Here is a 24915-nt window from a genome sequence, read left to right on the forward strand (position 1 = left end):
TTGAACGCCGAATATCACAAACGCAGGAAACCGTTATGCGCTTTACGATTATAACGAACAAACCGGGACATCAGCCGCCGCAGAGCAGCTGTGACTTTTTACCGCCCGGCGGCACGATCGGCCGCGGCGTCGATAACAATCTGGTGCTGCCCGATAACGATCGCACAATCTCTCGCCTGCAGGCGATTGTGCATATTACCGCCGATGGCGAATGCCGTATTACCAACCGCGGCAACGTAACGCGCGTGGAACTGAACGATATCCCGCTGGAGCGCGGCCGTCAGGTTGAGCTACAGGATGGCGATATTCTCGGTATTGATGAGTATCGTCTGCTGGTCAACGATCTCTCCGCCGCCGCGCAGCCTGCGGCACAGGACGCCGCGCCGGTTTCACGTCCTGCACCGCAGCCGCAACCGAAGATGGCTCCGGCGCAGCCCGCACCATCCGCAGGCGGCACCGCCGCCATTCCCAGCGAAATCTGGGATAGCCTGGCGAAAGAGTTCTCGATTTCCGACAGCATCTCTGCCAATCGCGCGAAGCCTGCCGCACCGACCAGCGATGCGCATCCGCTGACGACGCCGACGGCGGAAAACCGCAACCCGGAAGATCCGCTGGCACAGTTTAAAACCGGCGAGCCGCTGAGCTTCGATCGCCGCAGCCAGGCGCCGGATACGCTGTTTGAAAAAGATGAGCTGTTTAAATCGGACAGCATCTTCAATGACAACACGCCAACCACGCTGGTACAGCCTGCGGCGGAAAAAGCGGCGCAGCCGAAGCCGAAAGGGGATGAACTCGATCCGCTGGCGCTGTTCGGCGGTGGTAATGCCACGCCCGCTCAGCTTAACAGCGACGATCCGCTCGGCCTGATGATGGGCGGCGCGGTGCCGCTGGCGCATCCGGACGATGAACCGGCACAGCAGAACCCGCATCATGCTGTTTCAGACGCAGCTGCACCACAGGCTGCGGCCGCGCGTGATTCAGATCTGTTCGGCGCTTCAGGGGCCACTGCGCAGCCGTCAGGCTCACCTCAGGATCTGTCTGGCGCGACGGGATCCGCAGTGCAGCCATCAGAAGCGCCTCAGGATCTGTTTGACACTTCGGGATCCATTTCGCAGCCGTCAGGCTCGCATCAGGATCTGTTCGGCGGCAGGGACGATCTCGCCAGCTCACCGCTGTTCGCCGATGAGCCGCCGCAGCGCGTCGAAAAGGACGCTGATTTTGCTGCGCCGGAGCAGGCGGAAGATGAGGCTCTGAGCGCGTCGCCGCTGTTCGCCGATCTGCCTGCGGATGAGCCGGGAGCGATTGAAACCTCGCCGCTGTTTAATCAGCCGCGCCAGGCAGAGACCCCCGATTACGGCGGGATTACCCTGCCGACGCCGCAGGCGGTGCAGCGCAGCGTAACGCCGCCGCCGAAGGGGCGTTTGCGTATCGACCCGGTCGCTTCCACTCGCAGCAGCCAGCCGCAGTCGAACGCCGGCGGCGGCGAAGCGCTGCAGGGCGAGCTGCTGCAGGCGCTGCTGGATGGCATGGGTCTGAACGATATGCAGCCGACGCCGCACTTCGATCGGGAAAATATGCAGCAGCTGGGCCAGATGCTCGGCATGTTCTCGCAGGGCACCGTCGCGCTGCTGTCGTCACGCTCGATTCTGAAACGCGGCGTGAAAGCGGATATGACCGTGATCCTCGATGACGCCAACAACCCGTTTAAGCTGCTGCCTTCCGGTAAAACCGTGCTGATGCAGATGTTCGGCAGCCGCATGCCGGGCTTTATGCCGCCGAAGCAGGCGGTGCGCGATGCGCTGGTCGACCTGCAGGCGCATCAGCTGGGCATGATCGCCGGTATCCGCGCCATCATCGCCGCAATGCTGCAATCCTTTAATCCGCAGCAGCTGGAAGAAGAAGCGCGTCAGGAGGGGATCACCTCGCGGCTGTCGTTGCCGGGCAGCCGTAAAGCGGCGCTCTGGGAGCATTTCAACCGTCGCTATAACGAAACCGCGGGTGAGATCGAGGATGACTTCCATACGCTGTTCGGCGAAGCGTTTTTGCACGCTTACGATATGGAAGTTAACCAATATAAAGACTCACAGACCGCCTCGGACGAATGATGAATATCACCATTGCCTCAATGTCGAACCAGGGAACCCGCGAGAGCAATCAGGATCAGACGGGCGACATCGTGGGCGAGCGCTCCGCCTGCTTTGTGGTCTGTGACGGCGTCGCCGGTTTTCCCGGCGGCGATCTTGCCGCAAAGCTGGCGCGCAACACCCTTATTGAGCAGTTTGACGGCGACGCGCACCTTGATGCGCAGCAGATCCGGCAGTACATCCACAGCGCCAACCGGGCGATTCGCCAGCAGCAGAAACAGGATCGCGACCGCAGCCGGATGGGCACCACTCTGGTCAGTCTGTTTATCGATCGCGATTATCAGCTGGCCTACTGGGCGCACGCGGGCGATAGCCGCCTCTATCTGTTTCGGCGCGGCTATCTCTACCACGTCACCACCGATCACAGCCTGATCCAGCAGATGAAAGATGCCGGACATCAGACCGAAGGCATTAACAGCAACCTGCTCTATTTTGCGTTGGGCATGGGCGACGAAGGCCGTGAGGCCAGCTACAGCGACGTGGTGCCGATTGAGGATGGCGACGCCTTCCTGCTCTGCACTGACGGCTTCTGGCACGGCGTCTCCCGGGAGCAGATGCAGCAGGCGCTGCATATGGTGAACACGCCGGAAGAGTGGCTGACGCTGATGCATCAGGCGCTGAAAAATAATGAGGAACAGGCGGACGGCGATCAGGATAACTACAGCGCGATGGCCGTCTGGATAGGATCGCCGCAGGATACGACGCTGCTGCACTCGCTCTCTGAGGCGGCGCAGTTTATTCCCCTTCGCGACTAATCATTTTAAAAGGAATGCTATGAAACTCTGGTTAACCGGCGTGTTAACGCTGCTGATGGCCACCAACGCCTGGGCGGAAAATTACAATATTGCCTCTTCCCGTTCGAAAAACCTGGATGTGTGGATCGATAACGTCAAAAGCCAGGAGCCGCAGGACTGGTGCGCGCGCCAGGTGCCGCTGCGTATCGTGTTAAAAGGCGATGGTTCCACCGCCGTACTGGACGATTTTATGCCGAAAGTGGGCGCGCTGATGGTACGCGCGTGCGGCAAAATCACCACGCTGAACTGGCATACGGAAGATGCGAACGGAAAACTGCTGGCACAGGGCAGCGCGGATAAAGCCAGCGGCTGGCAGGTGAACGTCGCGCCGGCAGCGCCGCAGGCGCCTGCCGTGGCGGAAACGCCCGCTGTAACCGAAACGCCGGCTGCGCCGGCGATCAATCCGGAAGACCTCTCTCCGCCGGCCGATACCACGCCCTGGCTGCAGTTCAGTCTGCTGGATGGCTGCCATTTCCGCACCTGGTGGAATGATGAGAATCACACCAGCGCGCTGTTCGTTCCGGCCAAAGAGGGCGTGAAGTGCGGCGACAACGGCTGGCTGAGCGGGCAGGGCCAGATGACGCGCATTGGACACGGCGCCGCGAAAAATCAGCCGGTTACCTTTCTGCAGGGCTTCCCGGTGATGGGCCTGGCGACGAAAAGCGATAAGCGCGGCCTGCAAATCACTACCGTCAATAACGAACGCATGGTGCTGGCTGACGAACGTTCGCCGCAGAGCTGGATGATCCTGCCCTGGTCCTCCGATCTCAACGGCTGGCAGGCGAGCGGCGTCGTGGCGGTACAGGTGAGTCAGGCGGAAGCGGGTGACGAAAGCGCGCTGAAGGCGCGCCTGAGCGAGGTGCGCAAAGTCTGGTCCTCTTACCTTAATGACGCGCCGCTGACCATTAAGCTGGTCAACGCGCTCTATCCGCAGCTGAAAGACCCGACCGCCGGGGCCTGGCGTACCATCAACTAATCAACAAGGAAGCGCGATGCACTCTTTACACCAACTGCTGGCGGGAAGCTCGCTGGATGAAACGCTGGCGCGCGTCGAAGCGCAGATTAAAGCCGCGCCCGGCGATGCTGATTTGCGCGCCGCGTTTGTGCAGCTGCTCTGTCTGGCGGGCAACTGGACGCGGGCGCAAACCCAGCTGAAATCCTGGGCCGCGCTAAAGCCACAGTCGCAGCCGACGGTTACGCTGCTGGATCAGGCGATCCGCGGCGAGATGCAACGCGCTGCGGTCTTCGCCGGTCAGGCTGAGCCGCGTCTGCCGGGCGAAGCCTGGGGCTGGGCTGCGCAGCTGTTCGCCGCGCTGCAGGCGGATATTCAGGGCGATCGCGCGCAGGCTGACGCACTACGCAGCGCCGCGCTGGATGCGGCCGCGTTGAATCCCGGCAGCGCGCAGGCGCAGGGCGATGAGCAGGCGCAGCCTTTCGCCTGGCTGGTGGACGGCGATAGCCGCCTCGGCCCGGTCTGCGAACTGTTGGTCAACGGCCACTATTTTTGGGTGCCGTTCAGCGCGATCGCCACAATGCGCTTTCAGGCACCGGCCAGCGTAACCGATCTGGTATGGCGGCATACGCTGGTGCAGCTGGTGGACGGCGCCGAGCAGGTGTGTCAGGTGCCGGTGCGCTATCCCTTTGACGCCGACGCGCAGGACAGCCTGCGTCTGGCGAGCCTGACCGAATGGCGGCCGCTGGATGAAGCGCAGCAGCACTATGTCGGTCAGGGCCAGAAAGTCTGGCTAAACGACGAGGCGGAGTTCCCGCTGTTGAGCCTGGAGACGCTGACCTTCGCCGCCAGCGATTTGGCCGATGCGTAGCGACAGCAAAACGCAGCCGGTCGACAGCGGCGAACTGCTGCGCGGCGGCTTCCGCTTCCGTAAAGAGCAGAACAGCCTGAGCGCGCGCGACAAGCTGCAGCCGTCGTTGCTGGACCGTCTGACCGACAACGAGCCGGGCAAGCGCCAGGAAACGACCAACCAGCAGCTGATCTCGCACAGCACGCTGAGACGCCATGTGCTGCGCGACCTGCAGTGGCTGTTCAACACCATTAACAGTGAAGCGCAGCTCGACCTGGCGCCCTTCAGCCAGGTGCGCCGCTCGGTGCTGAACTTCGGCGTCTCGCCGCTGGCCGGACAGCGCATGTCCGATATCGAATGGCACGACATTCAGCGCAAGCTGACCGAAGCGATTATCAATTTCGAACCGCGTATTCTGCCGCAGGGGCTGCAGGTGCGCTGTATCTCCGATACCCGCTCGCTCGATCTGCATAACGTTTTGTCGATTGAAATCAAAGGCCGCCTCTGGTGCGTGCCTTACCCGCTGGAATTTCTGTTCCGCACCGATGTGGATCTGGAAAACGGCAACTTTGAGCTGAAAGATGTAGGTTAAGCATGGACAGTAAACTGCTCGAATACTACAACCGCGAACTGGCCTACCTGCGTGAAATGGGCGCGGAGTTTGCGGACCGTTATCCGAAAGTGGCCGGCCGCCTCGGCATGCGGGGCATCGACGTCGCCGATCCTTACGTTGAGCGCATGATGGAGGGCTTCGCCTTTCTGACCTCGCGCGTGCAGTTGAAGATGGACGCGGAGTTTCCTCGCTTTTCGCAGCGTTTACTGGAGATGATTGCGCCCGGCTATCTGGCACCGACACCGTCGATGGCGATAGCCGAGCTGCATCCCGACAGCAAAAAAGGGGATATCAACCGCGGCTTCCGTGTGCCGCGCGGCACCATGATGGACAGCCAGCTGCTGAAGAAAAACGGCGTGACCTGCAGCTACACTACGGCGCACGAGGTGACGCTGCTGCCGCTGCAGATCAAGCAGGTGGAACTGGGCGGCGTGCCGGCGGACATCCCGCTGGGCCAGCTGGGGCTAAGCCAGCGCGGCGCGGTCAGCGCGCTGCGTATCCGCGTCAGCTGTGACAGCACCACCACGCTCGATCATGTCGATTTCGACCGGCTGGAGTTTTTTCTGAGCGGTCCCGATATCGAAGCGCTGAAACTGCTGGAGCTGTTGATGCAGCACACGGTAGGGATCTTCTGTCAGACGGTGGGCAAATCGCCGCGCCGTCAGGTACTGCGCGACGATGCGCTGAGGCAGGAGGGGTTTGAGCCGGAGCAGGCGCTGCTGCCGGACGATCTGCGCAATTTCGACGGCTACCGTCTGCTGCAGGAATATTTCGCCTTTCCGGCGCGTTTCCAGTTTATCAGCATCAGCCAGCTGCGCCCGCTGCTGCAACAGGTAGACGGCGAGCGCGAGTTCGAAATCGTTCTGCTGCTGGATAAAACCGACGCCGCGCTGGAACGCGTGGTGGATCGCAGCCATCTGGCGCTGCATTGTACGCCAGTCATCAACCTGTTTCCGCGCGTGGCGGAGCGTCAAAAGCTCAGCGAAAACAACCATGAATATCATCTGGTGGTCGATAATATTCGTCCACTCGATTATGAAATTTATTCGGTGCAGAAGCTTTATGGCGCCAGCGAAGGCGAGCGCGACGAACAGGTCTTCCGCCCGTTCTGGAGTACCTACAGCCATGACAGCGGCGACTATGGCGCCTATTTTTCGCTGCGGCGCGAGCAGCGCACGCTGTCGGAACATGCACAGCGCTACGGCACCCGCACCGGCTACGTCGGGTCAGAGGTCTTCCTGTCGCTGGTGGATGAACAGCATGCCCCCTGGCGCGACGATTTGCGCTACGTCACCGCAGACGTGCTTTGCACCAGCCGCGATCTGCCGCTGATGCTGCTGCAACAGGATCAGCAGGGTTTTAAGCTACCCGATTCAGTACCCGCGGCCGGGCTGACGATGCGCAAAGGGCCGACGCCGCCGCGCCCGGCGCTGGCGGAAGGGATGGCGACGTGGCGTCTGATCAGCCACCTGCAGATGAACTATCTCAGCCTGATGGATGGCGAGAATGGCGAAGGCGCCGCCGCGCTGCGCCAGATGCTGGGCCTTTACGCCAATCTGGCCGAGGCACCGGTGGCGCGTCAGATTGAAGGCATCCGCCATTGCCAGCTGCGTCCGGTACATCGACGGGTGCCGGAGCCGGGCCCGATCGTTTTCGCCCGTGGCATCGGCATCGAGCTGACGGTGGATGAGCAGGCCTTTTCCGGCAGCAGCCCATGGCTATTCGGCAGCGTGCTGGAGCGCCTCTTCTCACGGCTGGTGGCGATCAATAGCTTTACCGAAATGACCTTAAACAGCCAGCAGCGCGGCGAGGTGGGCTACTGGCCGCCGCGCATGGGCAAAAGGGCGCTGATATGAGTCAGGACAAGACGCAGCCGCTGCGCCTGCGCCGTCTGCCCGATCGCTTCTGGGACGGGCTGATGCAGGCGCCCTGGCGCTACGATCTGTTTCAGCTGCTGCGCCGCATCGACGCCCAGGGCGGCGAAAAGTATCCGCTGGGCCGCGCGCCGCAGCCGCGCCATGAGCCGCTGCGGCTCGGACAGACGCCTTCGCTGGCGTTCGCCCCGTCGACGCTGGCGTCGGTCAGCGCCCGGGAAGGCGGCGCGCTGCATGACGTATCCATCCTCAGCTTCGGCCTGTTCGGCCCTAACGGCCCGCTGCCGGTACATATGACCGAGCATGCGCGCGAGCGGCTTTATCATCATCAGGATGCCAGCCTGACCGCCTTCGCCGATCTGTTTCATCATCGGCTGACGCTGCTGTTTTACCGCGCCTGGGCCGACGCGCAGCCGACGGCCTCGCTCGATCGGCCTGACGGACGACGCTTCGACGGCTACCTCGCCAGCCTGATCGGCATGGGGCAGCCCGCGCAGCGCGCCAGCGGCAGCCTGAGCGAACACGCCCGCCTGATGCTGGCCGGCCATCTCAGCCGCCACGGCCGCGACGCCGAAGGGCTGGAGAAGATCCTGCGGCACTATTTCAACGCGCCGGTGCGCATTGAGCAGAATATTCCGCAGTGGCTGTCGCTTGATAAACGCGAGCGGGCGCGGCTCGCCGCCGGGCGTCAGGCGCCGCGTCTCGGCGAATCGACCTTCCTCGGCGTGGCAGTGCGCGATGTGCAACATAAGCTGCGCATCGATATCGGCCCGCTGTCGCTGGCGCGCTATAACCAGTTCCTGCCCGATGAGCGCCACGCCGCCGAACTGCGCGACTGGGTGCGTCAGTATCTGGGCGTGGAGTATGTCTGGGAAGTGCGCCTGCTGCTGGCGCAGGATGAGATCGAGGGCGCGACGCTCGGCGGTCAGGCAAGGCTGGGCTACAGTGCCTGGCTTGGCCACCAGCCGACGCCGCAGCCGCGCGGCGACCTGCAGTTCAGCCCGGAGCCGCAACCCTCCCCTTAGTCCGATTGGCGGTAAGCGCCGTGTTATCCGCCGCTGGCGGTCGGGCTTACTTTTTACCGTGTAAAGACTGTCACACACTTAACCTATCCGTCAGAGATCATCATGTCAGAAATCAGCCGCGCCGTACTGTTCGGCAAACTGGACACGCTACTATTTACTTCGCTGGAGAGCGCGACGGCCTTTTGCAAGCTGCGCGGCAATCCTTATGTCGAACTGGTCCACTGGCTGCATCAGCTGATGCAGCATCAGGATGGCGATCTGCAGCAGCTGATCCGCCATTTTTCACTGGATGAAGAGGCGCTAACCCGTGACATCGTCGCGGCGCTGGATCGTCTGCCGCGCGGCGCCAGCGCGATTTCTGACCTGTCGGAACATATCGACAGCGCCGTGGAGCGCGCCTGGGTTTACGGCTCGCTGACATTCGGCGTCGCGCAGATCCGTGGCGGCCATCTGCTGATCGGCCTGCTGAAAACCTTCAATCTCGCCAACGTGTTGAAAGGCATCTCGCCGCAGTTCAGCCGCCTGAGCGCCGATCTGCTGATTGAGCAGTTCGAAACCATTTTCGCCAACAGCAAAGAGGCGCAGCAGGCCGCCGCACAGCCGCAGCCGGCCGGCGCCGCGCCGCAGCAGCAAAGTACGCTGGCGCAGTATGCGCAGGATCTGACGGCGCGCGCGCGCGACGGCAAAATCGACCCGGTTGCCGGGCGCGACGAAGAGATCCGCCAGATGGTGGATATTCTGATGCGTCGTCGCCAGAACAACCCGCTGCTGACCGGCGAAGCGGGCGTCGGCAAAACCGCGGTGGTGGAAGGCCTGGCGCTGCGCATCGCCGCAGGCGACGTGCCGCCGCCGCTGCGCGATGTCCAGCTCTGGCTGCTGGATATCGGCATGCTGCAGGCTGGCGCCGGGATGAAAGGGGAGTTCGAGGCGCGCCTTCAGGCGCTGATCAATGAAGTGCAGTCAAGCCCAACGCCTGTCGTGCTGTTTATCGACGAGATCCATACACTGGTCGGCGCAGGCGGACAGCAGGGCACCGGCGACGCCGCCAACCTGCTGAAGCCGGCGCTGGCGCGCGGTCAGCTACGCACCATCGGCGCGACCACCTGGGCGGAATATAAAAAATACATTGAGAAAGATCCGGCGCTGACCCGCCGTTTCCAGACGGTGCAGGTTCACGAGCCGGATGAAGAGAAAGCGTTGCTGATGCTGCGCAGCACCGTCAATACGCTGGAAAAACATCATCGCGTGCTGCTGCTGGACGAAGCGGTGAGCGCGGCGGTGAAACTCTCCCACCGCTATATCCCGGCGCGTCAGCTGCCCGACAAGGCGGTGGCGCTGCTGGATACCGCCTGCGCCCGCGTCGCCGTCAGCCAGGGCGCGCAGCCGCCGCAGCTGGAGGATTGCCTGCACCGCATCGCCGCGCTGGAGATTGAGCGCGAGATCGCCGAACGCGAAGTAAAAGTGGCGGGCGGCGACAGCGAGCGCATCGGTCATATCGACGCCGCGCTGAGCCAGCTGGCGGCCGAGCGCGACGCGCTGGACGCGCGCTGGCAGCAGGAGCGCGAGCTGGTGGACGCGATTATCGCGCTGCGCGCGCAGCTCTATGCCGCGTCAGAAGATGAGGTGGCGTCATTGCAGCAGGCGCTGGCGGAGAAACAGCAGGCGCTGAGCGTGCTGCAGGGTGAGGCGCCGCTGCTGTTCGCCGCCGTGGATGGTAACGTCGTGGCGGCGGTGGTCTCCGACTGGACCGGCATTCCGCTGGGGCGCATGGTGAAGAATGAAATCGAGGCGGTGCTGAACCTGGCCGATACGCTTAATGAGCGCGTTATCGGGCAGCGCCACGGCCTGGATCTGATCGCCAAACGGGTGCGCACGTCGCGCGCGCGGCTGGACGATCCGAACAAGCCGGTCGGCGTCTTTATGCTGTGCGGCCCGTCCGGCGTCGGCAAAACCGAAACTGCACTGGCGCTGGCCGAATCGCTTTATGGCGGCGAGCAGAACATCATCACCATCAATATGAGCGAATTCCAGGAAGCGCATACCGTCTCCACGCTGAAGGGTGCCCCTCCGGGCTATGTCGGCTATGGCGAAGGCGGCGTACTGACAGAGGCGGTGCGTCGTCGCCCCTACAGCGTGGTGCTGCTGGATGAGATTGAGAAAGCGCACCCGGACGTGCATGAGATCTTCTTCCAGGTATTCGATAAAGGCTGGATGGAGGATGGCGAAGGCCGCCATATCGATTTCCGCAACACCATCATTATTCTGACCTCGAACGTTGGCACCCAGCTTATCAGCGCCATGTGCGCCGATCCTGAGCTGATGCCGGAGCCGGAAGCGCTTTCCGCGGCGCTGCGCGCGCCGCTGCTGGAGGTGTTTCCGCCGGCTCTGCTTGGTCGTTTGCTGGTTGTGCCTTACTATCCGTTAAGCGATGCGATGCTGGCTGAAATTGTGCGCCTGCAGCTTAAACGTATCCAGCGTCGTCTTGAAGAGAATCACGGCATCATTTCGCACATTGATGACAGCGTGATTAGCCAGATTGTCCAGCGCTGCACCGAAGTGGAATCGGGCGGACGCATGGTCGATGCCATCCTGACCAATACGCTGCTGCCGCAGATGAGCCAGATACTGCTCACGGCCAGCGCACGTGATCAGCGTTTCCGTCACCTGCGCGTCAGCTATGACCAGGGTGAGTTTCAGTGTCAGTTTGAGGCGTAAGCTTTAGCTATCAGAGAGTTTCCATCATGCCGGAACACGATAACAACCGGACGGTGCCGAACGCATTGCCGATTGGGTACCGTTTTAATGAGTTTGAAATTAAGGAAGTAATTGGCGGCGGGGGTTTCGGGATCGTTTATCGCGCCTGGGATCATCAGCTTGAACGCACCATCGCCATTAAAGAATTCATGCCTGCGTCGCTGGCAGTGCGCAGCGACGACCTGAATCTGGTACTGCGCAGCGAGCGCTTCAGCAAGACGTTTCACGCCGGCCTGAATAGCTTTATTCAGGAGGCGCGGCTGCTGGCGCGCTTTAACCATCCCAATCTGCTGCACGTGCTGCGCTTTTGGGTGCAGAACGATACCGCCTATATGGGCACGGTGTTCTACAGCGGCACGACGCTGTCGCGGCTGGCGACGCAGCGCCCCGAGCTGGTGAACGAAGCCTGGATCCGCCGTCTGCTGCCGCCGCTGTTCGGCGCCATTAACACCATCCATCAGGAAGGCTACCTGCATCGCGATATTTCACTGGATAACATTCAGATCCAGGAGAATATGATGCCGGTGCTGCTGGATTTCGGCTCCGCGCGCAAAACCATCGGCAACCTCTCTGACGAGACGGAGACCATGCTGCGCCCCGGTTTCGCGCCGATTGAACAGTACAGCGACGATAACGAGAGCGAGCAAGGGCCGTGGACCGATATCTACGCGCTGGGCGCGGTACTGCATACGCTGATCGTCGGCGCGCCGCCGCCGGTGAGCGTGGTGCGCAGTATTGAGGATAACTACCGGCCGCTGGCGGAACTGCGCCCGGCGGGCTTCTCACTGCCGCTGCTGCACGCGATTGATAAGGCGCTGGCGCTGAAGCCGGAAGAGCGTCCGCAGTCGATCGACGCCTTTGCGGCACTGATGGAGCTGTCGGTTTCCGATCTGAACGATATCCTTAATGTGAATATTGAAGGGCCGGGCACCATGCTGGTGCCGGTCGAGCCGGAAGCGCCCGCGCCTGCAGTTGTCTCTCCGCTGAAACGCTTTATGTGGCCGGGGCTGGCCGCCGCAGGCGTGCTGGTGGGCATCGCCGTCGGTGCGCTGATCGCCAGCGGAGGCAGCGACGATACGCCAGCGACCGCTGCGCGGAGCGAAGCGCCGACGCCGACTGCGACGCCGACGCCGGAGGCCACGCAAACCGCCGCCAACAGTGCGCCGCAGCAGGAGACGCCGCCCGCCGCCGCGCCAGAGCCGGTTGCGCAGGTTTACATCAAGCTGCGCATGGGCGATGAAGTGGCGCTGAACGGCAACCCGCAGGCGCTGGTGCCATCAGCAAACGGCTTTGCCTCGCTGCAGCTGCCGCCGGGCGACTATACCTTCACCGTGACCAATCAGGGCGCCTCGCGTCAGCAGAAGATCTCCGTCGATCGTGAAGGCGTCTGGTTGATCAACCCGCAAAGCTAACGCATCAGGGTGACCGTCTTCGCGGACGGTCCTTTATTTCAGGGATCTGTTACGGCAGGAAAGGAAATGGCAAAGGACACTCCATGGCGCCTGTTGATGGCGGCGGCGCTGGCGCTGATGATTACCGCATGCGATAAAACGACCGATAGCGCGAATCCTTCATCGTCTGCGGCACACGATATCGGTACGGCGATTGATGATAAATTTGCTGCGTTTATCCGGGCGGCGAACAGCGAATCCAGCATGACCTACCACTCATTGCCGGAGGCGTTTTATCATTATCAACGCGATGTCGCGCCTTTTATCGCGACGGGAAAAACCCTCGAGCGTTATAGCGTGGTGAACCCTGCCATGCTGCACACCCTCAGCGACGGTCTGGCGAAGGCGTTAAGCATGCCGGGCGCGCTGCCGCCGCTGGACAACGCGGCGCAGCAGTATAAAGCCAGCCTTGATAAGCTGATCCCGCTGAGCGAAGCGCTGTACGACTATGCTCAAAACAAAACCTGGCTGAGTGACAGCGGCGATCTGGCGCGCCGTAGCCATCCCGACTATATCGCCGGTTTCGACGCCATTCTGATGCAGCGCGATCGTTTTTTACGCGCCATCTCCATAGCCAATCACGAACGGATCAAGCTCGCCTGGGAGCAGTCACCGGAGAACAGCCCCGCACACTTCCGTTATGGCGTGGTCTGGCTGTCGCGCCAGACGCTGGAAGAGTTAAACGATCCATCGCTGTCAGCATCATTAAACAAAGATGCCGCGACGCTGCATCAACTCTCCGCCGGCTGGCAACAGCTGCTTCAGCAGCAGGGTAACGGCCAGTGCCAGAGCATTTTCCACGCGCTGGATACGTATCTCTCTGCGCTGGATGAAGCCATGCAGGCGCAGGCGCAGGGCCGTGAGACGGCTGACGATAAGACCATTTTGCCTTTTAACGCGCTGGTCAGCGCCCTGAGCAATAACCGCCAGTGCTGATCTGCGCGGTTGCCGTTTCTTAATTAAAAACCCCTTTTTTATTTCACCCGCCCGGCGCCGCCGGGCCCCGCTGATTCTGGAACCGACCCATGTCTGAACGCATCACCGTGCAGCTCCCGCTGGAGGGGCTGCTTTTCTGGAAGCTCGACGGCGTCGAGGCGCTGTCGCACCCCTTCGAACTCACCGTCACGCTGCTGAGCGCCGACCCGCGCATCGAGCGCCACGCGCTGCTGGGCCAGCCGCTGACGGTCTCGGTTCCCACCGGGCAGCTCCTGTCGGGCACGCGCCACATCAACGGCAAAATCACCCGGATGGCGGTGCGCAGCGAGGAGCTGGGCGGCACGCGCTACGCGGTGTACGAGCTGACCATCGAGCCGGACCTGTGGCCGATGCGGCGGGACAAGAACTCGCGCATCTTCCAGGGGCAGACGGCGGTGCAGATAATCCACCGGCTGCTGGCGGAGTACGGGGTGCAGGTGGAGGACCGGCTGAGCGGGAGCTACCGGGAGTGGGAGTACTGCGTACAGTACCAGGAGAGCAGCTTCGCGTTCATCAGCCGGCTGATGGAGCTGGAGGGGATTTACTACTGGTTCCGTCACGAGGCGGACCGGCACGTGATGGTGCTGTCGGACGCGCCGGAGGCGCACGGGCCGTGGCCGGGGTGCGAGGCGATACCGTACCACGTGACGGGCAGCGGCGGGGTGACGTCGGCGGCGGGGGTGAGCCGGTGGGCGCTGGAGGACAGCGTGACGCCGGGGATGTACAGCATCGACGACTACGACTTCCGCAAGCCGAACGCGTGGCTGCTGCAGGCGCGGCAGAACCCGGCGTCGCCGCAGCCGGGGCAGACGGAGGTGTTCGAGTGGCCGGGTCGCTACGTGGAGCACGCGCAGGGCGAGAAGTACGTGCGGGTGCGCCAGGAGGAGTGGCAGGCGGCGCACCGGCAGATAAGCGGCGAGGGGACGGCGCTGTGCCTGGCGCCGGGGTACACCTTCGCGCTGCTGAACGCGCCGCACCTGCAGGACAACGGGCGCTACCTGACGCTGCGCGCGGAGTACCAGCTGGAGGAGAACCGCTACGCCAGCGGGGAGGGGCAGACGGTACACCGCATCCGGTTCCGGGTGCTGCCGGCGGAGGTGGCGTACCGTGCGGCGGCGACGACGCCGTGGCCGAAGACGCACGGCCCGCAGACGGCGCGGGTGGTGGGCCCGCAGGGGGAGTCGATTTACACCGACCGCTACGGGCGCATCAAGGTGAAGTTCCACTGGGACCGGGAGTCGCGGGGGACGAGACGAGTTCGTGCTGGGTGCGGGTGTCGAGCGCGTGGGCGGGCCAGGGCTACGGCGGGGTGCAGATACCGCGGGTGAACGACGAGGTGGTGATAGACTTCATCAACGGCGACCCGGACCGTCCGATAGTGACGGGGCGGGTGTACAACGAGGGGAGCATGCCGCCGTGGTCGCTGCCGGCGGCGGCGACGCAGATGGGGTTCCTGAGCCGGTCAAAGGACGGGACGCCGGACAACGCGAACGCGCTGCGGTTCGAGGACCGGGCGGGTGAGGAGCAGGTGTGGATCCAGGCGGAGCGCAACCTTGACGTGAACGTGAAGAACGACGCCAGCATGGTGGTTGAAAAGAATAGCACCCGCTTTATTGGTGAAAATGAAAACCAGCGTATCGTTCAGGATCAGGTTACGGGGGTTAAAGGACACAGCACTTGTTTAACGGGCAAGACGCATACTGTAAATGCCGTTGAGCTTTTTACGATAGGCTCGGGCGAGGCGATTCGTCTGGAATGCGGAAAAAGTGTTATTGAGCTTACCTCTGACGGCGATATTAATATCAAAGGGGTGAACTTTAATTTTACTGTAGAAAAGGGCGGCCAGATTAATACTACGGGTGGGGAATTACATCTTAACCCCACTGACGGCTCGGCAGCCACTATAGCACCCGGAAATAATCATCAGGAAAAAATAAAATCCGATCTGGATAGTCTCTTCGTAGTTAATGCCAATCAAGGGAAATAATATGGCAATTTGCACGCTACAGGAAGCTACCCTGGAACTTCCTGACGTCTATAAAGACAGGACAATGAACCTTTTCGTTCTCAGTGAAAATAGCGCCAGCGACTTCAGCTTTGTTATTTCACGAGGGACAGCGAAATTTGATGATAAAGTGCAGGGCGTCGCGGCTCGCTTGTTAAAAGAGCTGGAGATGACTGTGCAAAGATTCACGCTCATTTCTTCTTTAATGACTTTGGTCGATGGCATACCTGCTGCTGAAATGCTTTACCATTTTGAAAGCAATAATACGCTAATATGGCAGAAGCAGACGGTTGTACTGCTGGATGATAAGCCCGCAGGGAAGAAAATGGTCAGCTACATTGGTTCTTGCCCTGATAGTTTTACTGATTATTATCAGAAGCAATATACTGACATTCTAAAAAGCATACGATTTCATCGGGAGAGTAATGATAATTTTATCAGTGAAGCGGTACCAGCCGATGCGCCAGGCATATTTTTTGTTATTGATACCGATCTTCGCCAGCTCAACGTTTTTGATAGCGTTCATGCACTCTATCAGCATGTAAATTTACAGCGTGCATTAAATGGGCAATATCTTTTTTATTCAGCGGAAGGAAACCCGCTTCATATTGCCGCAGTAGGAAATAGCGAACCAGCACGCTATGGACTCTGGACTTCATCGCCAGAAAAATCTCAGCATCTCTCATCTGTATTAACTGTTTGCCGTTCCGTTAAAGGGCCAGAAGCCCTGAACAGTATTGATAAAATCAACGAGTTTATTTCAGATAAATAAGAAGAGGATTCTGTGTCTGAATTTAATGCTGCACGGGAACAGGATGAAATAGCCCATACAGCGTCTGAAGGATGGTTGATTGCAGGTGCTATCGGCGGTGCGTTAGTGGCGGCGGCAGCGATTGCGGTCACCGGAGGCGCGGCCCTGATAGCTGTATCGGCCGTTGCTGCGGGCGCTTGTACCGGGGGAGGCCTGGGCGAACTGTTAGGCAGTATGTCCTGGGCGCCTCGCCATGCTACCGGTCAGTTAGCCTCTGGCTCACCTGATGTTTATATTAACAATCGTTCTGCCATCCGCGCTCATTTGTCTACAGGAGCATGCGATGAACATAGCGGCAGCCCGCAACGGGTCGCAGAAGGATCGATAAAAGTCTTTATCAACAATTATCCCGCCGCCCGTATCGGCGATCGCTTAACCTGCAGCGCTGAAATCTTTTCTGGATCGCCTGATGTATTTATCGGCGGCGCTAAGGTACAGACTGATGAAATCAGTCCAGAAATACCGGAATGGATCAACTGGGCGATGTTGGGCATTGGCGGCGCTGCGCTGGCGGTGCTGGCTTCGCCTGCTATAGCGGTGCTGGGCACCCTTGGCGGCATGGGAGGAGGCTATGCAGGCAGTTATCTCGGCGGAGAGCTGTTTGGCGAAGGCAGCGACGGCCAAAAATGGATGATGCTGGCAGGCAGTCTGGTCGGCGGAGCTGCTGGCGGCAGAGGGGGGATGAAGTTTGATGCGTGGCGGAGCAATAAAATCGCTGCAATCCCACCTAAACCTACGATGAGCTTAGCTGACGCAGTAGGAAAAGAACGGGCAAGTCGATGGATTAATAGAGGAAGGGAGCTTGCAAATCAACACGATCCAGATTTATCAGCGTTATTAAGCGATGATCAAGTTGGTGCTTTGCATGGCTATACTACCGAAATTGGTTATAAGATGATTAACCCGGCCTTAAGAGGAACAAAGCCTCTTACTCCAGAGTTAGAGTCTTTTGCTAATCATGCTATTGAGGGGTTAAATAAAATACCTGCATTTGAAGGTGAAACCTTTCGTGGAATTGATAGCCTACCATCCGAAATACTAAATGAGTATCAGACTGGCAATGTGGTTATTGATAAAGCATTTATGAGTACAGATGTTAAAGAACCTTTTAAAGGAAATATAAAACTTAATATTGATGGGAAATCAGGGCGAAGTATTGATTTTTTGTCTGCATTTAAAACAACAGAAACTGAAGTGTTATACCCTCCGGGAACGAAATTTGAAGTACTTAGCCGAATAGAAGATAATGGAGTAACTATAATTGATCTTAAGGAAATAGAATGATTGACTTACATGAAGAAGACAAAATAGTTAACCGATATGCAGACAGGTATCATCATTATCTACCAGTCAGTACACGCGCGCATCATAATGATAATGAAGGAATTACAAATATAAACCTTAATGCCTGGGATGAGAAAATTGCCAGTATTCTTCCAGAAGACGATGCGTGTGATAAAGCCGTAGGTGCTTTGGTTGGGCTTGCTATCGGTGATGCTGTAGGAACGACACTGGAGTTTCTGCCACGTGATAAGCAAAACATTACAGACATGGTAGGCGGTGGTCCCTTTCATCTTAACGTAGGTGAGTGGACTGATGATACCTCTATGGCTTTATGCCTTGCTGAAACTTATCTCCAAAAAGGTACTATGGACACGTCTTTTTTCAGGGATAAATTAGTTCGATGGTATCATTATGGTGAAAACAGCTCTAATGGAAGATGCTTCGACATAGGAAATACAACAAGGTATGCGCTTGAACAGTATCTTTCGCAAGGCCCTTCATGGTTTGGTAATACAGCTAAAAATACAGCGGGGAACGCCGCATTAATCAGGATGGCGCCGGTTCCTTTATTCAGGCGTCATTCATTAAAAAAAATATATTTTGAATCTAAAGCACAAAGCCGCGCTACACATGGTGCAGTTGAATCTATCTTCTCCTGTCAATTTTTGGGATTCATAATTAATTATTTAATTAAGGGATACTCCAAGGAAAAAGTATTTTCACCCCATACTCTTCCCCTTAGCGCAAGAGTTTTAATCATCAACGCAGGTGAGTACAAGCAGAAAACACGCGATCAGATTCGTTCAAGCGGCTACGTTATCGACACGCTTGAAGCAGCGATGTGGGCCGTATGGAATACAGATAATTTCCGCGACGCGATCATTCTGGCCGCGAACCTGGGCGATGACGCTGACAGCGTGGCCGCAACGGCAGGTCAGCTTGCCGGCGCGCTGTATGGTTATTCGGGCATACCGCAGGAGTGGCGTGACAAGCTGGTGCAGGAAAAAAGAATTGCCGCCATGGCGGAAGCGCTGTTCAGGCAGGCGCCTGAAGAAATAATATAAGTTACTAAAATGTTCATTTCTTAAAGCCCGATCGCCAGGAACGGGCTTGTCAGGCCAAAAAATTTCAAAATACAGAAGAAATATTTTATGACAGATTATCAGACGCATTTTATATTGCTGAACAGATAAGAATATACTTTGGTAGGGTTAAAATGGTGAATAAGGGAGTTTTAGTATTTATCAGGAATGGAGACTTTTGCATTATTAAGGTTGAAGAAAGATATTACATAAGCGTCCTTTTCCCTAATTTTTATCGTAATTCGCACTTCGATGTCAGTAAGGACTTTTTATTAGATATTCATGAGATTATTGAGCGGCGCGATTTTGATAAGCTTACGTTACTGGCCGAAGGCATACGACGAAATTATGAGAAATATAAGGATAAGGAAGTGGAGGAAGTGGAGGAAGTGGAGGTGATCAAGGAAAAAATTATACAATGAGAAAAATGTTGTTTAGTACCTTTTTAAGGCTGGTTATTGATACGACTACAAAAAATGAAGAATAAATTTAGATAGTATGGTTTGCGCTGGGTAAAGATTAATGGCTGGCTTACTCTAGTGACGATATATCTTAGTGGAATATCATGAATAATATAAATATAGTGTTGAGTAACCCTTGGGATTTTACACTTTATAAGTGCGGTAATGATGATTATGTTATGAAGGTTGTATTTAGCGAAGGCCCGTACAAAGTTGATATTACCAAGTTTTTTTACTTTTATAATAATGAGATAAGCTGCACGGAAGAAATTAATAAAATAAAAGCTCTTTCTGCAAAAATAAGAAGTAATTACGACGATTACAGGGGGAGAGAATTAAATAAAAGGCAGTTTGAGCATTTTTCTGGAATTTATAAATAAAAATCCGCAATACCTGACACACATGAAGAAGACAAAATCGCTGATCTTTGTCCTGATGCCGGACTTATTAAGCTTTTGAGATAACTTTTCCTGAACCTTGTAGGTTTGCATTTGCCAGACGCTGAACCATCCCCTTTTTATTTCACCCGCCCGGCGCCGCCGGGCCCCGCTGATTCTGGAACCGACCCATGTCTGAACGCATCACCGTGCAGCTCCCGCTGGAGGGGCTGCTTTTCTGGAAGCTCGACGGCGTCGAGGCGCTGTCGCACCCCTTCGAACTCACCGTCACGCTGCTGAGCGCCGACCCGCGCATCGAGCGCCACGCGCTGCTGGGCCAGCCGCTGACGGTCTCGGTTCCCACCGGGCAGCTCCTGTCGGGCACGCGCCACATCAACGGCAAAATCACCCGGATGGCGGTGCGCAGCGAGGAGCTGGGCGGCACGCGCTACGCGGTGTACGAGCTGACCATCGAGCCGGACCTGTGGCCGATGCGGCGGGACAAGAACTCGCGCATCTTCCAGGGGCAGACGGCGGTGCAGATAATCCACCGGCTGCTGGCGGAGTACGGGGTGCAGGTGGAGGACCGGCTGAGCGGGAGCTACCGGGAGTGGGAGTACTGCGTACAGTACCAGGAGAGCAGCTTCGCGTTCATCAGCCGGCTGATGGAGCTGGAGGGGATTTACTACTGGTTCCGTCACGAGGCGGACCGGCACGTGATGGTGCTGTCGGACGCGCCGGAGGCGCACGGGCCGTGGCCGGGGTGCGAGGCGATACCGTACCACGTGACGGGCAGCGGCGGGGTGACGTCGGCGGCGGGGGTGAGCCGGTGGGCGCTGGAGGACAGCGTGACGCCGGGGATGTACAGCATCGACGACTACGACTTCCGCAAGCCGAACGCGTGGCTGCTGCAGGCGCGGCAGAACCCGGCGTCGCCGCAGCCGGGGCAGACGGAGGTGTTCGAGTGGCCGGGTCGCTACGTGGAGCACGCGCAGGGCGAGAAGTACGTGCGGGTGCGCCAGGAGGAGTGGCAGGCGGCGCACCGGCAGATAAGCGGCGAGGGGACGGCGCTGTGCCTGGCGCCGGGGTACACCTTCGCGCTGCTGAACGCGCCGCACCTGCAGGACAACGGGCGCTACCTGACGCTGCGCGCGGAGTACCAGCTGGAGGAGAACCGCTACGCCAGCGGGGAGGGGCAGACGGTACACCGCATCCGGTTCCGGGTGCTGCCGGCGGAGGTGGCGTACCGTGCGGCGGCGACGACGCCGTGGCCGAAGACGCACGGCCCGCAGACGGCGCGGGTGGTGGGCCCGCAGGGGGAGTCGATTTACACCGACCGCTACGGGCGCATCAAGGTGAAGTTCCACTGGGACCGGGAGTCGCGGGGGGACGAGACGAGTTCGTGCTGGGTGCGGGTGTCGAGCGCGTGGGCGGGCCAGGGCTACGGCGGGGTGCAGATACCGCGGGTGAACGACGAGGTGGTGATAGACTTCATCAACGGCGACCCGGACCGTCCGATAGTGACGGGGCGGGTGTACAACGAGGGGAGCATGCCGCCGTGGTCGCTGCCGGCGGCGGCGACGCAGATGGGGTTCCTGAGCCGGTCAAAGGACGGGACGCCGGACAACGCGAACGCGCTGCGGTTCGAGGACCGGGCGGGTGAGGAGCAGGTGTGGATCCAGGCGGAGCGCAACCTTGACGTGAACGTGAAGAACGATGCGACGCGTCATATCGGCAGCAATCACAGCCACTACGTGCGTAAAAATGAGCTGCATCGCGTCGAAGCGAATCAGGTACAGGCGGTAAAAGGCGGCACCGAGATCCTGACGGGGCAGGGCAAGCTGGATGCGACGGTAGAACAGTATGTGCTGGCTTCCGGTTCGCAGCTCCGGCTGGTTTGCGGAAACAGCGCTATCGAACTGAATGCCAACGGCCAGATTAACCTGGTCGGAAAAGGCTTTAACCTCTTTGTGGAAGGGGACGGCAACATCACCACCAGCGGCGGCAAGCTGAATCTGAACACGGCAGGCGCGAAGCCCGGTACCACCGCGCCGGGGCCGGACCATAAGCAAGATATCAAGCAGGCGGTGGAGGCAAAGTTTACGCCGGGAAAGGAGAGTAAGAGCGCAGCGCCCAAAGCTTCAATTGCACCAGCTGTAAAACAAGCCGAGCCAAAGCTGACGAGTCAGGGAAGCGAAAAAAAGACTGCTTATGATTATAAACTAGACGATATGATTAATAAGCAAAAAAATCTTAAAGCTAAGCCAGTAAAGTGGACAAATAAAGGTTGGAAATCGGCAACTGAGGACGAAATACGAAATTTTGTTGATCCGGATTTGCAACAGGAGGGAACAAATAAATATCAGTTTGTTGATCTTTCTGCGCCTGCGGGGATCAGCAAAGATGATATGAGCGATTTCTTAAAAGGAAAGGGCGTTCTTGATGGTCATGCACAAACCTATCTTGATGCAGCGAAAAAATATAACATTAACGAGGTGTATCTTGCCGCGCACTCATCTCTTGAAACAGGTAATGGCACTAGTCAACTTGCTAAAGGTATAGAGATAAATGGACAAAAGGTATATAACATGTATGGCATTGGCGCTGTAGATGGCGATGCCGTAAACGCGGGTGCTAAATATGCCTATAAAATGGGATGGACCTCTCCTGAAAAAGCCATTGAGGGGGGAGCGAAGTGGATATCAGAAAAGTTCGTTAATAGCGGAGTCGATGGGCAAAATACACTGTATAAAATGCGCTGGAACCCAGCGTCTCCTGGAACGCATCAATATGCTACAGATGTTAACTGGGCTGCTGCTCAAACGAAAAATATAAAAAAGATGTTTGACGCCTTCCCTAATGCGAATATCCAATATGATATCCCTCAATATAAGTAATCCTGTAGGAACCAGATATGTTTAAAAATAAATTTATTGTTACATTATTTATGGTCATGCTTTTTGCTGCTCCTTCTGTCTATGCGCTGACCAGCAGTCATGTTATAGAACATGCTGGTTATGACAAAAAAATTGCTCCTGTAGATAATGAAGATTTTACTGTTACTATCAATGGTCATAAATTTTCGCTCGATGACCGGTGGGATAACGAAAAAATATCTTTAGCGGGGAAAGAACTTGACAGCAACTTTGTTGGTGATGTCGAGGCTGGAGACGTTTCTTATAAGTTCTGGCAGCATAACTATAATGGTTATAGTATTTACAGCTCTAATATCTATTACGATAAAGAAAAACGTGATATTGATGAGTATGTTATTGCACAGATTTCACTGGATGCTGATCAATCATCTTTGACAACAATGCGTGGCATAAAATCAGGCGATGCGTTGCAGGATCTTCTTAAAAAATATGGACCAGGAAAGGAAGATGATAGCGATGGTGAAAAATGGATTGAATATGAGTATCAAAATAAAAAAATCTCCTTCCAAATTGAGGGCGGTAAAGTTAGCAATATAATTATGGTCATTTCGGTTGATGGATAAACCCTGTTTTTTTTTTAGGCGTAATGACGTTAATATATTCCCCCTTGGTTTTTTACCCTCTTTAAGCTCTGTAAGTGATGAGTTTAGTGAGCTACTAAGGGGGATAATGAACAAGGTACTTTTCAACCATGCCGTTTTATCTTAAGCATAGTAAAGAAGAAATCATTAGCCGTTATTGTTTGATTTACGAAAAAGGTAATCGTATAAACTTATAATAATGTTACGGTTATGCGTTAGATGGAAATTTATTCTTTATTAATAATCTGTTCAGGATGATTTAAATAAATGACTAAGTGGGTAATGGTGTTGTTATTTGCAGGGTTGTTAAAATCCCGATGACTTGGGCTTTAGATTACATTAACATTAAATACTATAGCAGTTTGCAAACCGTTTCCGACATTATATCTGATCAATCTCTCGTCACTTCGTTAAAATTATTAATGGCTCGCGAGTATGATAGCTTTATTAATAACTTTGAGGTATTTAATAAACCTCTTAAAACTGCTGATGGTGGGTTATTATTTAAAGATTTCTTAGAACAATTAATTTTAGAAAACGCTTCTGTTTTAGTCATTTATCCAGATGGGGGCTTTATACAGCATGGGTTATCCCTGAATGCAATGTTGTTAACTATAAAACTAATTCGCCTGAGAAAGGGAAAATTCAGAGCGATATTGCACAATGAGTAATGCGGCTTAAAAATATGAAAATTTCCTTAGTAAAAGACACGAGGGATAATGCATAGGTTGATTATTTTAATGCTGGAAAATTCAGTATTAAGCTGGTTGCCGATAGCCAGGGAAATGGTGATTGCAACAATGCGACCTATCAGGGTAAGCGTAAAAACGATGGCGCTCAACTGACTTTAAAAGTTAAGGCGGTACGAGCAGGTTTAAAGATGAGTTTTGCCCAATTAACGCCTTTAAATTTGCGAATGGTAAAACTCATTATATGCTCAGTAAAGTTGATGATAGCCTTACAGTCATTAATAACAACAAGATTATACTCAGCGAGAAGGGGGTATGGTCTAAATAAGAATAGAATTAAATTTTAAAGCTATTCAACAAATAACGCGCGGAAAATATTAAATGATAAATTTTTATAAATGATTTTTCGCCCTGTTTGACTGGTGTGCAGTCTGATAAAAAACAAGCACATTACCTCCCCTGAAGGTGAGTGTAAACCAGACATAAGTTTTATCTTTAATGATTGATGTTATATTGTCTAAGAGGGTTCATAACTATGAGCATTATAAAGATAAGGAGTTAAAAGGAAAATTCAGGAAAGTCCTTTCATCGACTTCGTTAACTTCATTTTGCTAGAAACGCGGATTATTTGATAACTAACAGTAAGTCAGCTCTGGTTTTTCTAAAAGCAGCACGGTGTTATTTTTCTTGTATATGAGAATATTAGCTATTTGGCTCAGAATTTATAGCTATTACAGCATTATTCCAATAACGCATCAGATAACGTTTATTACTTCCGCCACGCTGGCGGCACGCATTTTCTGCAAGGATCTCTTATGAACTATACCCTCCCGGAAGGCTCTTTTACTCTTTTCCCTGCGGCCTGGCAGGACGCTACGATGAATATCCTGCGCGATGAAGAAAGCGGACTGGCGCTGGTTGTCAGCCGCGGCCCGATTCCGGACGGCAGCGATTTCGAACAGGAGTTTCATCGCCAGTGGGAAATGCTGCGCCCTCAGATGGGAGAGATTGAACAGGGCGATTTCATGCGTGTCAGCGCCGGGCGGGAGCGCACCATTCGTGCGGTGGAAGTTGAGACGGTTTTCACACGTAATGGCCAGTCGCAATGGCAGAAACAGCTGGCGCTGCAGGCGCCGGAACAGCCGGTGTTACTGGTGTTTACCCTCTCCGCTCAGCACGCTTTTAGCGAACAGGATGCACAGCGCTGGGAAACCATTAAACAGACGCTGACGCTGAACGACAACCGGAATGTGTAAG

General features: G+C 56.4%; 18 protein-coding genes and 1 pseudogene. All 19 read left to right on the plus strand.

The genetic code is table 11. From position 1 onward, the window contains the following. Positions 1–35: 35 nt before the first annotated feature. The 19 genes and pseudogenes from tagH (at position 36) to C2E15_RS03675 (ending at position 24914) form a co-directional block, all read left to right on the plus strand. Positions 36–2105 carry a type VI secretion system-associated FHA domain protein TagH gene (gene tagH / locus C2E15_RS03585; protein WP_104956163.1) on the plus strand — a complete coding sequence of 690 codons (2070 nt, stop codon included), beginning with the start codon at positions 36–38 and terminating at the stop codon, positions 2103–2105. Beyond that, on the plus strand, positions 2105–2899 hold the full coding sequence (locus tag C2E15_RS03590) for a PP2C family protein-serine/threonine phosphatase (protein ID WP_104959068.1): 795 nt from the start codon (positions 2105–2107) through the stop codon (positions 2897–2899). Before tagH ends, C2E15_RS03590 begins: the two co-directional genes overlap by 1 nt. A 19-nt stretch (positions 2900–2918) precedes the next feature. After that, on the plus strand, positions 2919–3914 hold the full coding sequence (locus C2E15_RS03595; protein ID WP_104956164.1) for a hypothetical protein: 996 nt from the start codon (positions 2919–2921) through the stop codon (positions 3912–3914). Between the two features lie 16 nt (positions 3915–3930). After that, positions 3931–4761: a type VI secretion system accessory protein TagJ gene (locus C2E15_RS03600; protein WP_104956165.1), complete on the plus strand. Its 831-nt coding sequence runs from the start codon at positions 3931–3933 to the stop codon at positions 4759–4761. Beyond that, positions 4754–5332 carry a type VI secretion system baseplate subunit TssE gene (gene tssE, locus C2E15_RS03605; protein ID WP_104956166.1) on the plus strand — a complete coding sequence of 193 codons (579 nt, stop codon included), beginning with the start codon at positions 4754–4756 and terminating at the stop codon, positions 5330–5332. The genes C2E15_RS03600 and tssE overlap by 8 nt, the downstream gene beginning before the upstream one ends. 2 nt (positions 5333–5334) lie before the next feature. Beyond that, positions 5335–7209 (plus strand): type VI secretion system baseplate subunit TssF, encoded by a 1875-nt coding sequence (tssF, locus tag C2E15_RS03610; RefSeq protein ID WP_104956167.1) that lies wholly within the window; start codon positions 5335–5337, stop codon positions 7207–7209. Next, positions 7206–8252 carry a type VI secretion system baseplate subunit TssG gene (gene tssG / locus C2E15_RS03615; protein WP_104956168.1) on the plus strand — a complete coding sequence of 349 codons (1047 nt, stop codon included), beginning with the start codon at positions 7206–7208 and terminating at the stop codon, positions 8250–8252. Before tssF ends, tssG begins: the two co-directional genes overlap by 4 nt. Positions 8253–8354: 102 nt before the next feature. Continuing rightward, complete coding sequence (gene tssH / locus C2E15_RS03620; protein WP_104956169.1) at positions 8355–10967, plus strand: type VI secretion system ATPase TssH; 2613 nt, start codon at positions 8355–8357, stop codon at positions 10965–10967. Between the two features lie 26 nt (positions 10968–10993). Further along, positions 10994–12418 (plus strand): serine/threonine protein kinase, encoded by a 1425-nt coding sequence (locus C2E15_RS03625; RefSeq protein WP_104956170.1) that lies wholly within the window; start codon positions 10994–10996, stop codon positions 12416–12418. A gap of 66 nt (positions 12419–12484) precedes the next feature. Next, a complete protein-coding gene (locus C2E15_RS03630) occupies positions 12485–13393 on the plus strand; it encodes a DUF3829 domain-containing protein (protein WP_104956171.1) in 909 nt (302 codons plus the stop codon). Positions 13394–13482: 89 nt separating this feature from the next. Further along, positions 13483–15419: pseudogene (locus C2E15_RS03635) on the plus strand (type VI secretion system Vgr family protein). Position 15420: 1 nt separating this feature from the next. Continuing rightward, positions 15421–16209, plus strand: coding sequence for a DcrB-related protein (locus tag C2E15_RS03640; protein ID WP_104956172.1), 789 nt, complete (start codon positions 15421–15423; stop codon positions 16207–16209). A 12-nt stretch (positions 16210–16221) separates the two neighbouring features. Further along, positions 16222–17532 (plus strand): PAAR domain-containing protein, encoded by a 1311-nt coding sequence (locus C2E15_RS03645; protein ID WP_104956173.1) that lies wholly within the window; start codon positions 16222–16224, stop codon positions 17530–17532. After that, complete coding sequence (gene tri1 / locus C2E15_RS03650; RefSeq protein ID WP_104956174.1) at positions 17529–18596, plus strand: ADP-ribosylarginine hydrolase Tri1; 1068 nt, start codon at positions 17529–17531, stop codon at positions 18594–18596. Before C2E15_RS03645 ends, tri1 begins: the two co-directional genes overlap by 4 nt. 583 nt (positions 18597–19179) lie before the next feature. Then, positions 19180–19455 carry a hypothetical protein gene (locus tag C2E15_RS21215; protein ID WP_146108527.1) on the plus strand — a complete coding sequence of 92 codons (276 nt, stop codon included), beginning with the start codon at positions 19180–19182 and terminating at the stop codon, positions 19453–19455. A 188-nt stretch (positions 19456–19643) separates the two neighbouring features. Beyond that, complete coding sequence (tssI, locus tag C2E15_RS03660) at positions 19644–22349, plus strand: type VI secretion system tip protein TssI/VgrG (RefSeq protein WP_104956176.1); 2706 nt, start codon at positions 19644–19646, stop codon at positions 22347–22349. Positions 22350–22366: 17 nt separating this feature from the next. Next, positions 22367–22951 carry a hypothetical protein gene (locus C2E15_RS03665; protein WP_104956177.1) on the plus strand — a complete coding sequence of 195 codons (585 nt, stop codon included), beginning with the start codon at positions 22367–22369 and terminating at the stop codon, positions 22949–22951. Positions 22952–23244: 293 nt separating this feature from the next. Further along, positions 23245–23640 (plus strand): hypothetical protein, encoded by a 396-nt coding sequence (locus tag C2E15_RS03670; RefSeq protein ID WP_146108528.1) that lies wholly within the window; start codon positions 23245–23247, stop codon positions 23638–23640. Positions 23641–24473: 833 nt separating this feature from the next. Further along, positions 24474–24914 (plus strand): DcrB-related protein, encoded by a 441-nt coding sequence (locus C2E15_RS03675; RefSeq protein WP_104956179.1) that lies wholly within the window; start codon positions 24474–24476, stop codon positions 24912–24914. Position 24915: the final 1 nt, after the last annotated feature.

The organism is Mixta gaviniae (assembly GCF_002953195.1).
In the GTDB taxonomy this organism is placed as follows: domain Bacteria; phylum Pseudomonadota; class Gammaproteobacteria; order Enterobacterales; family Enterobacteriaceae; genus Mixta; species Mixta gaviniae.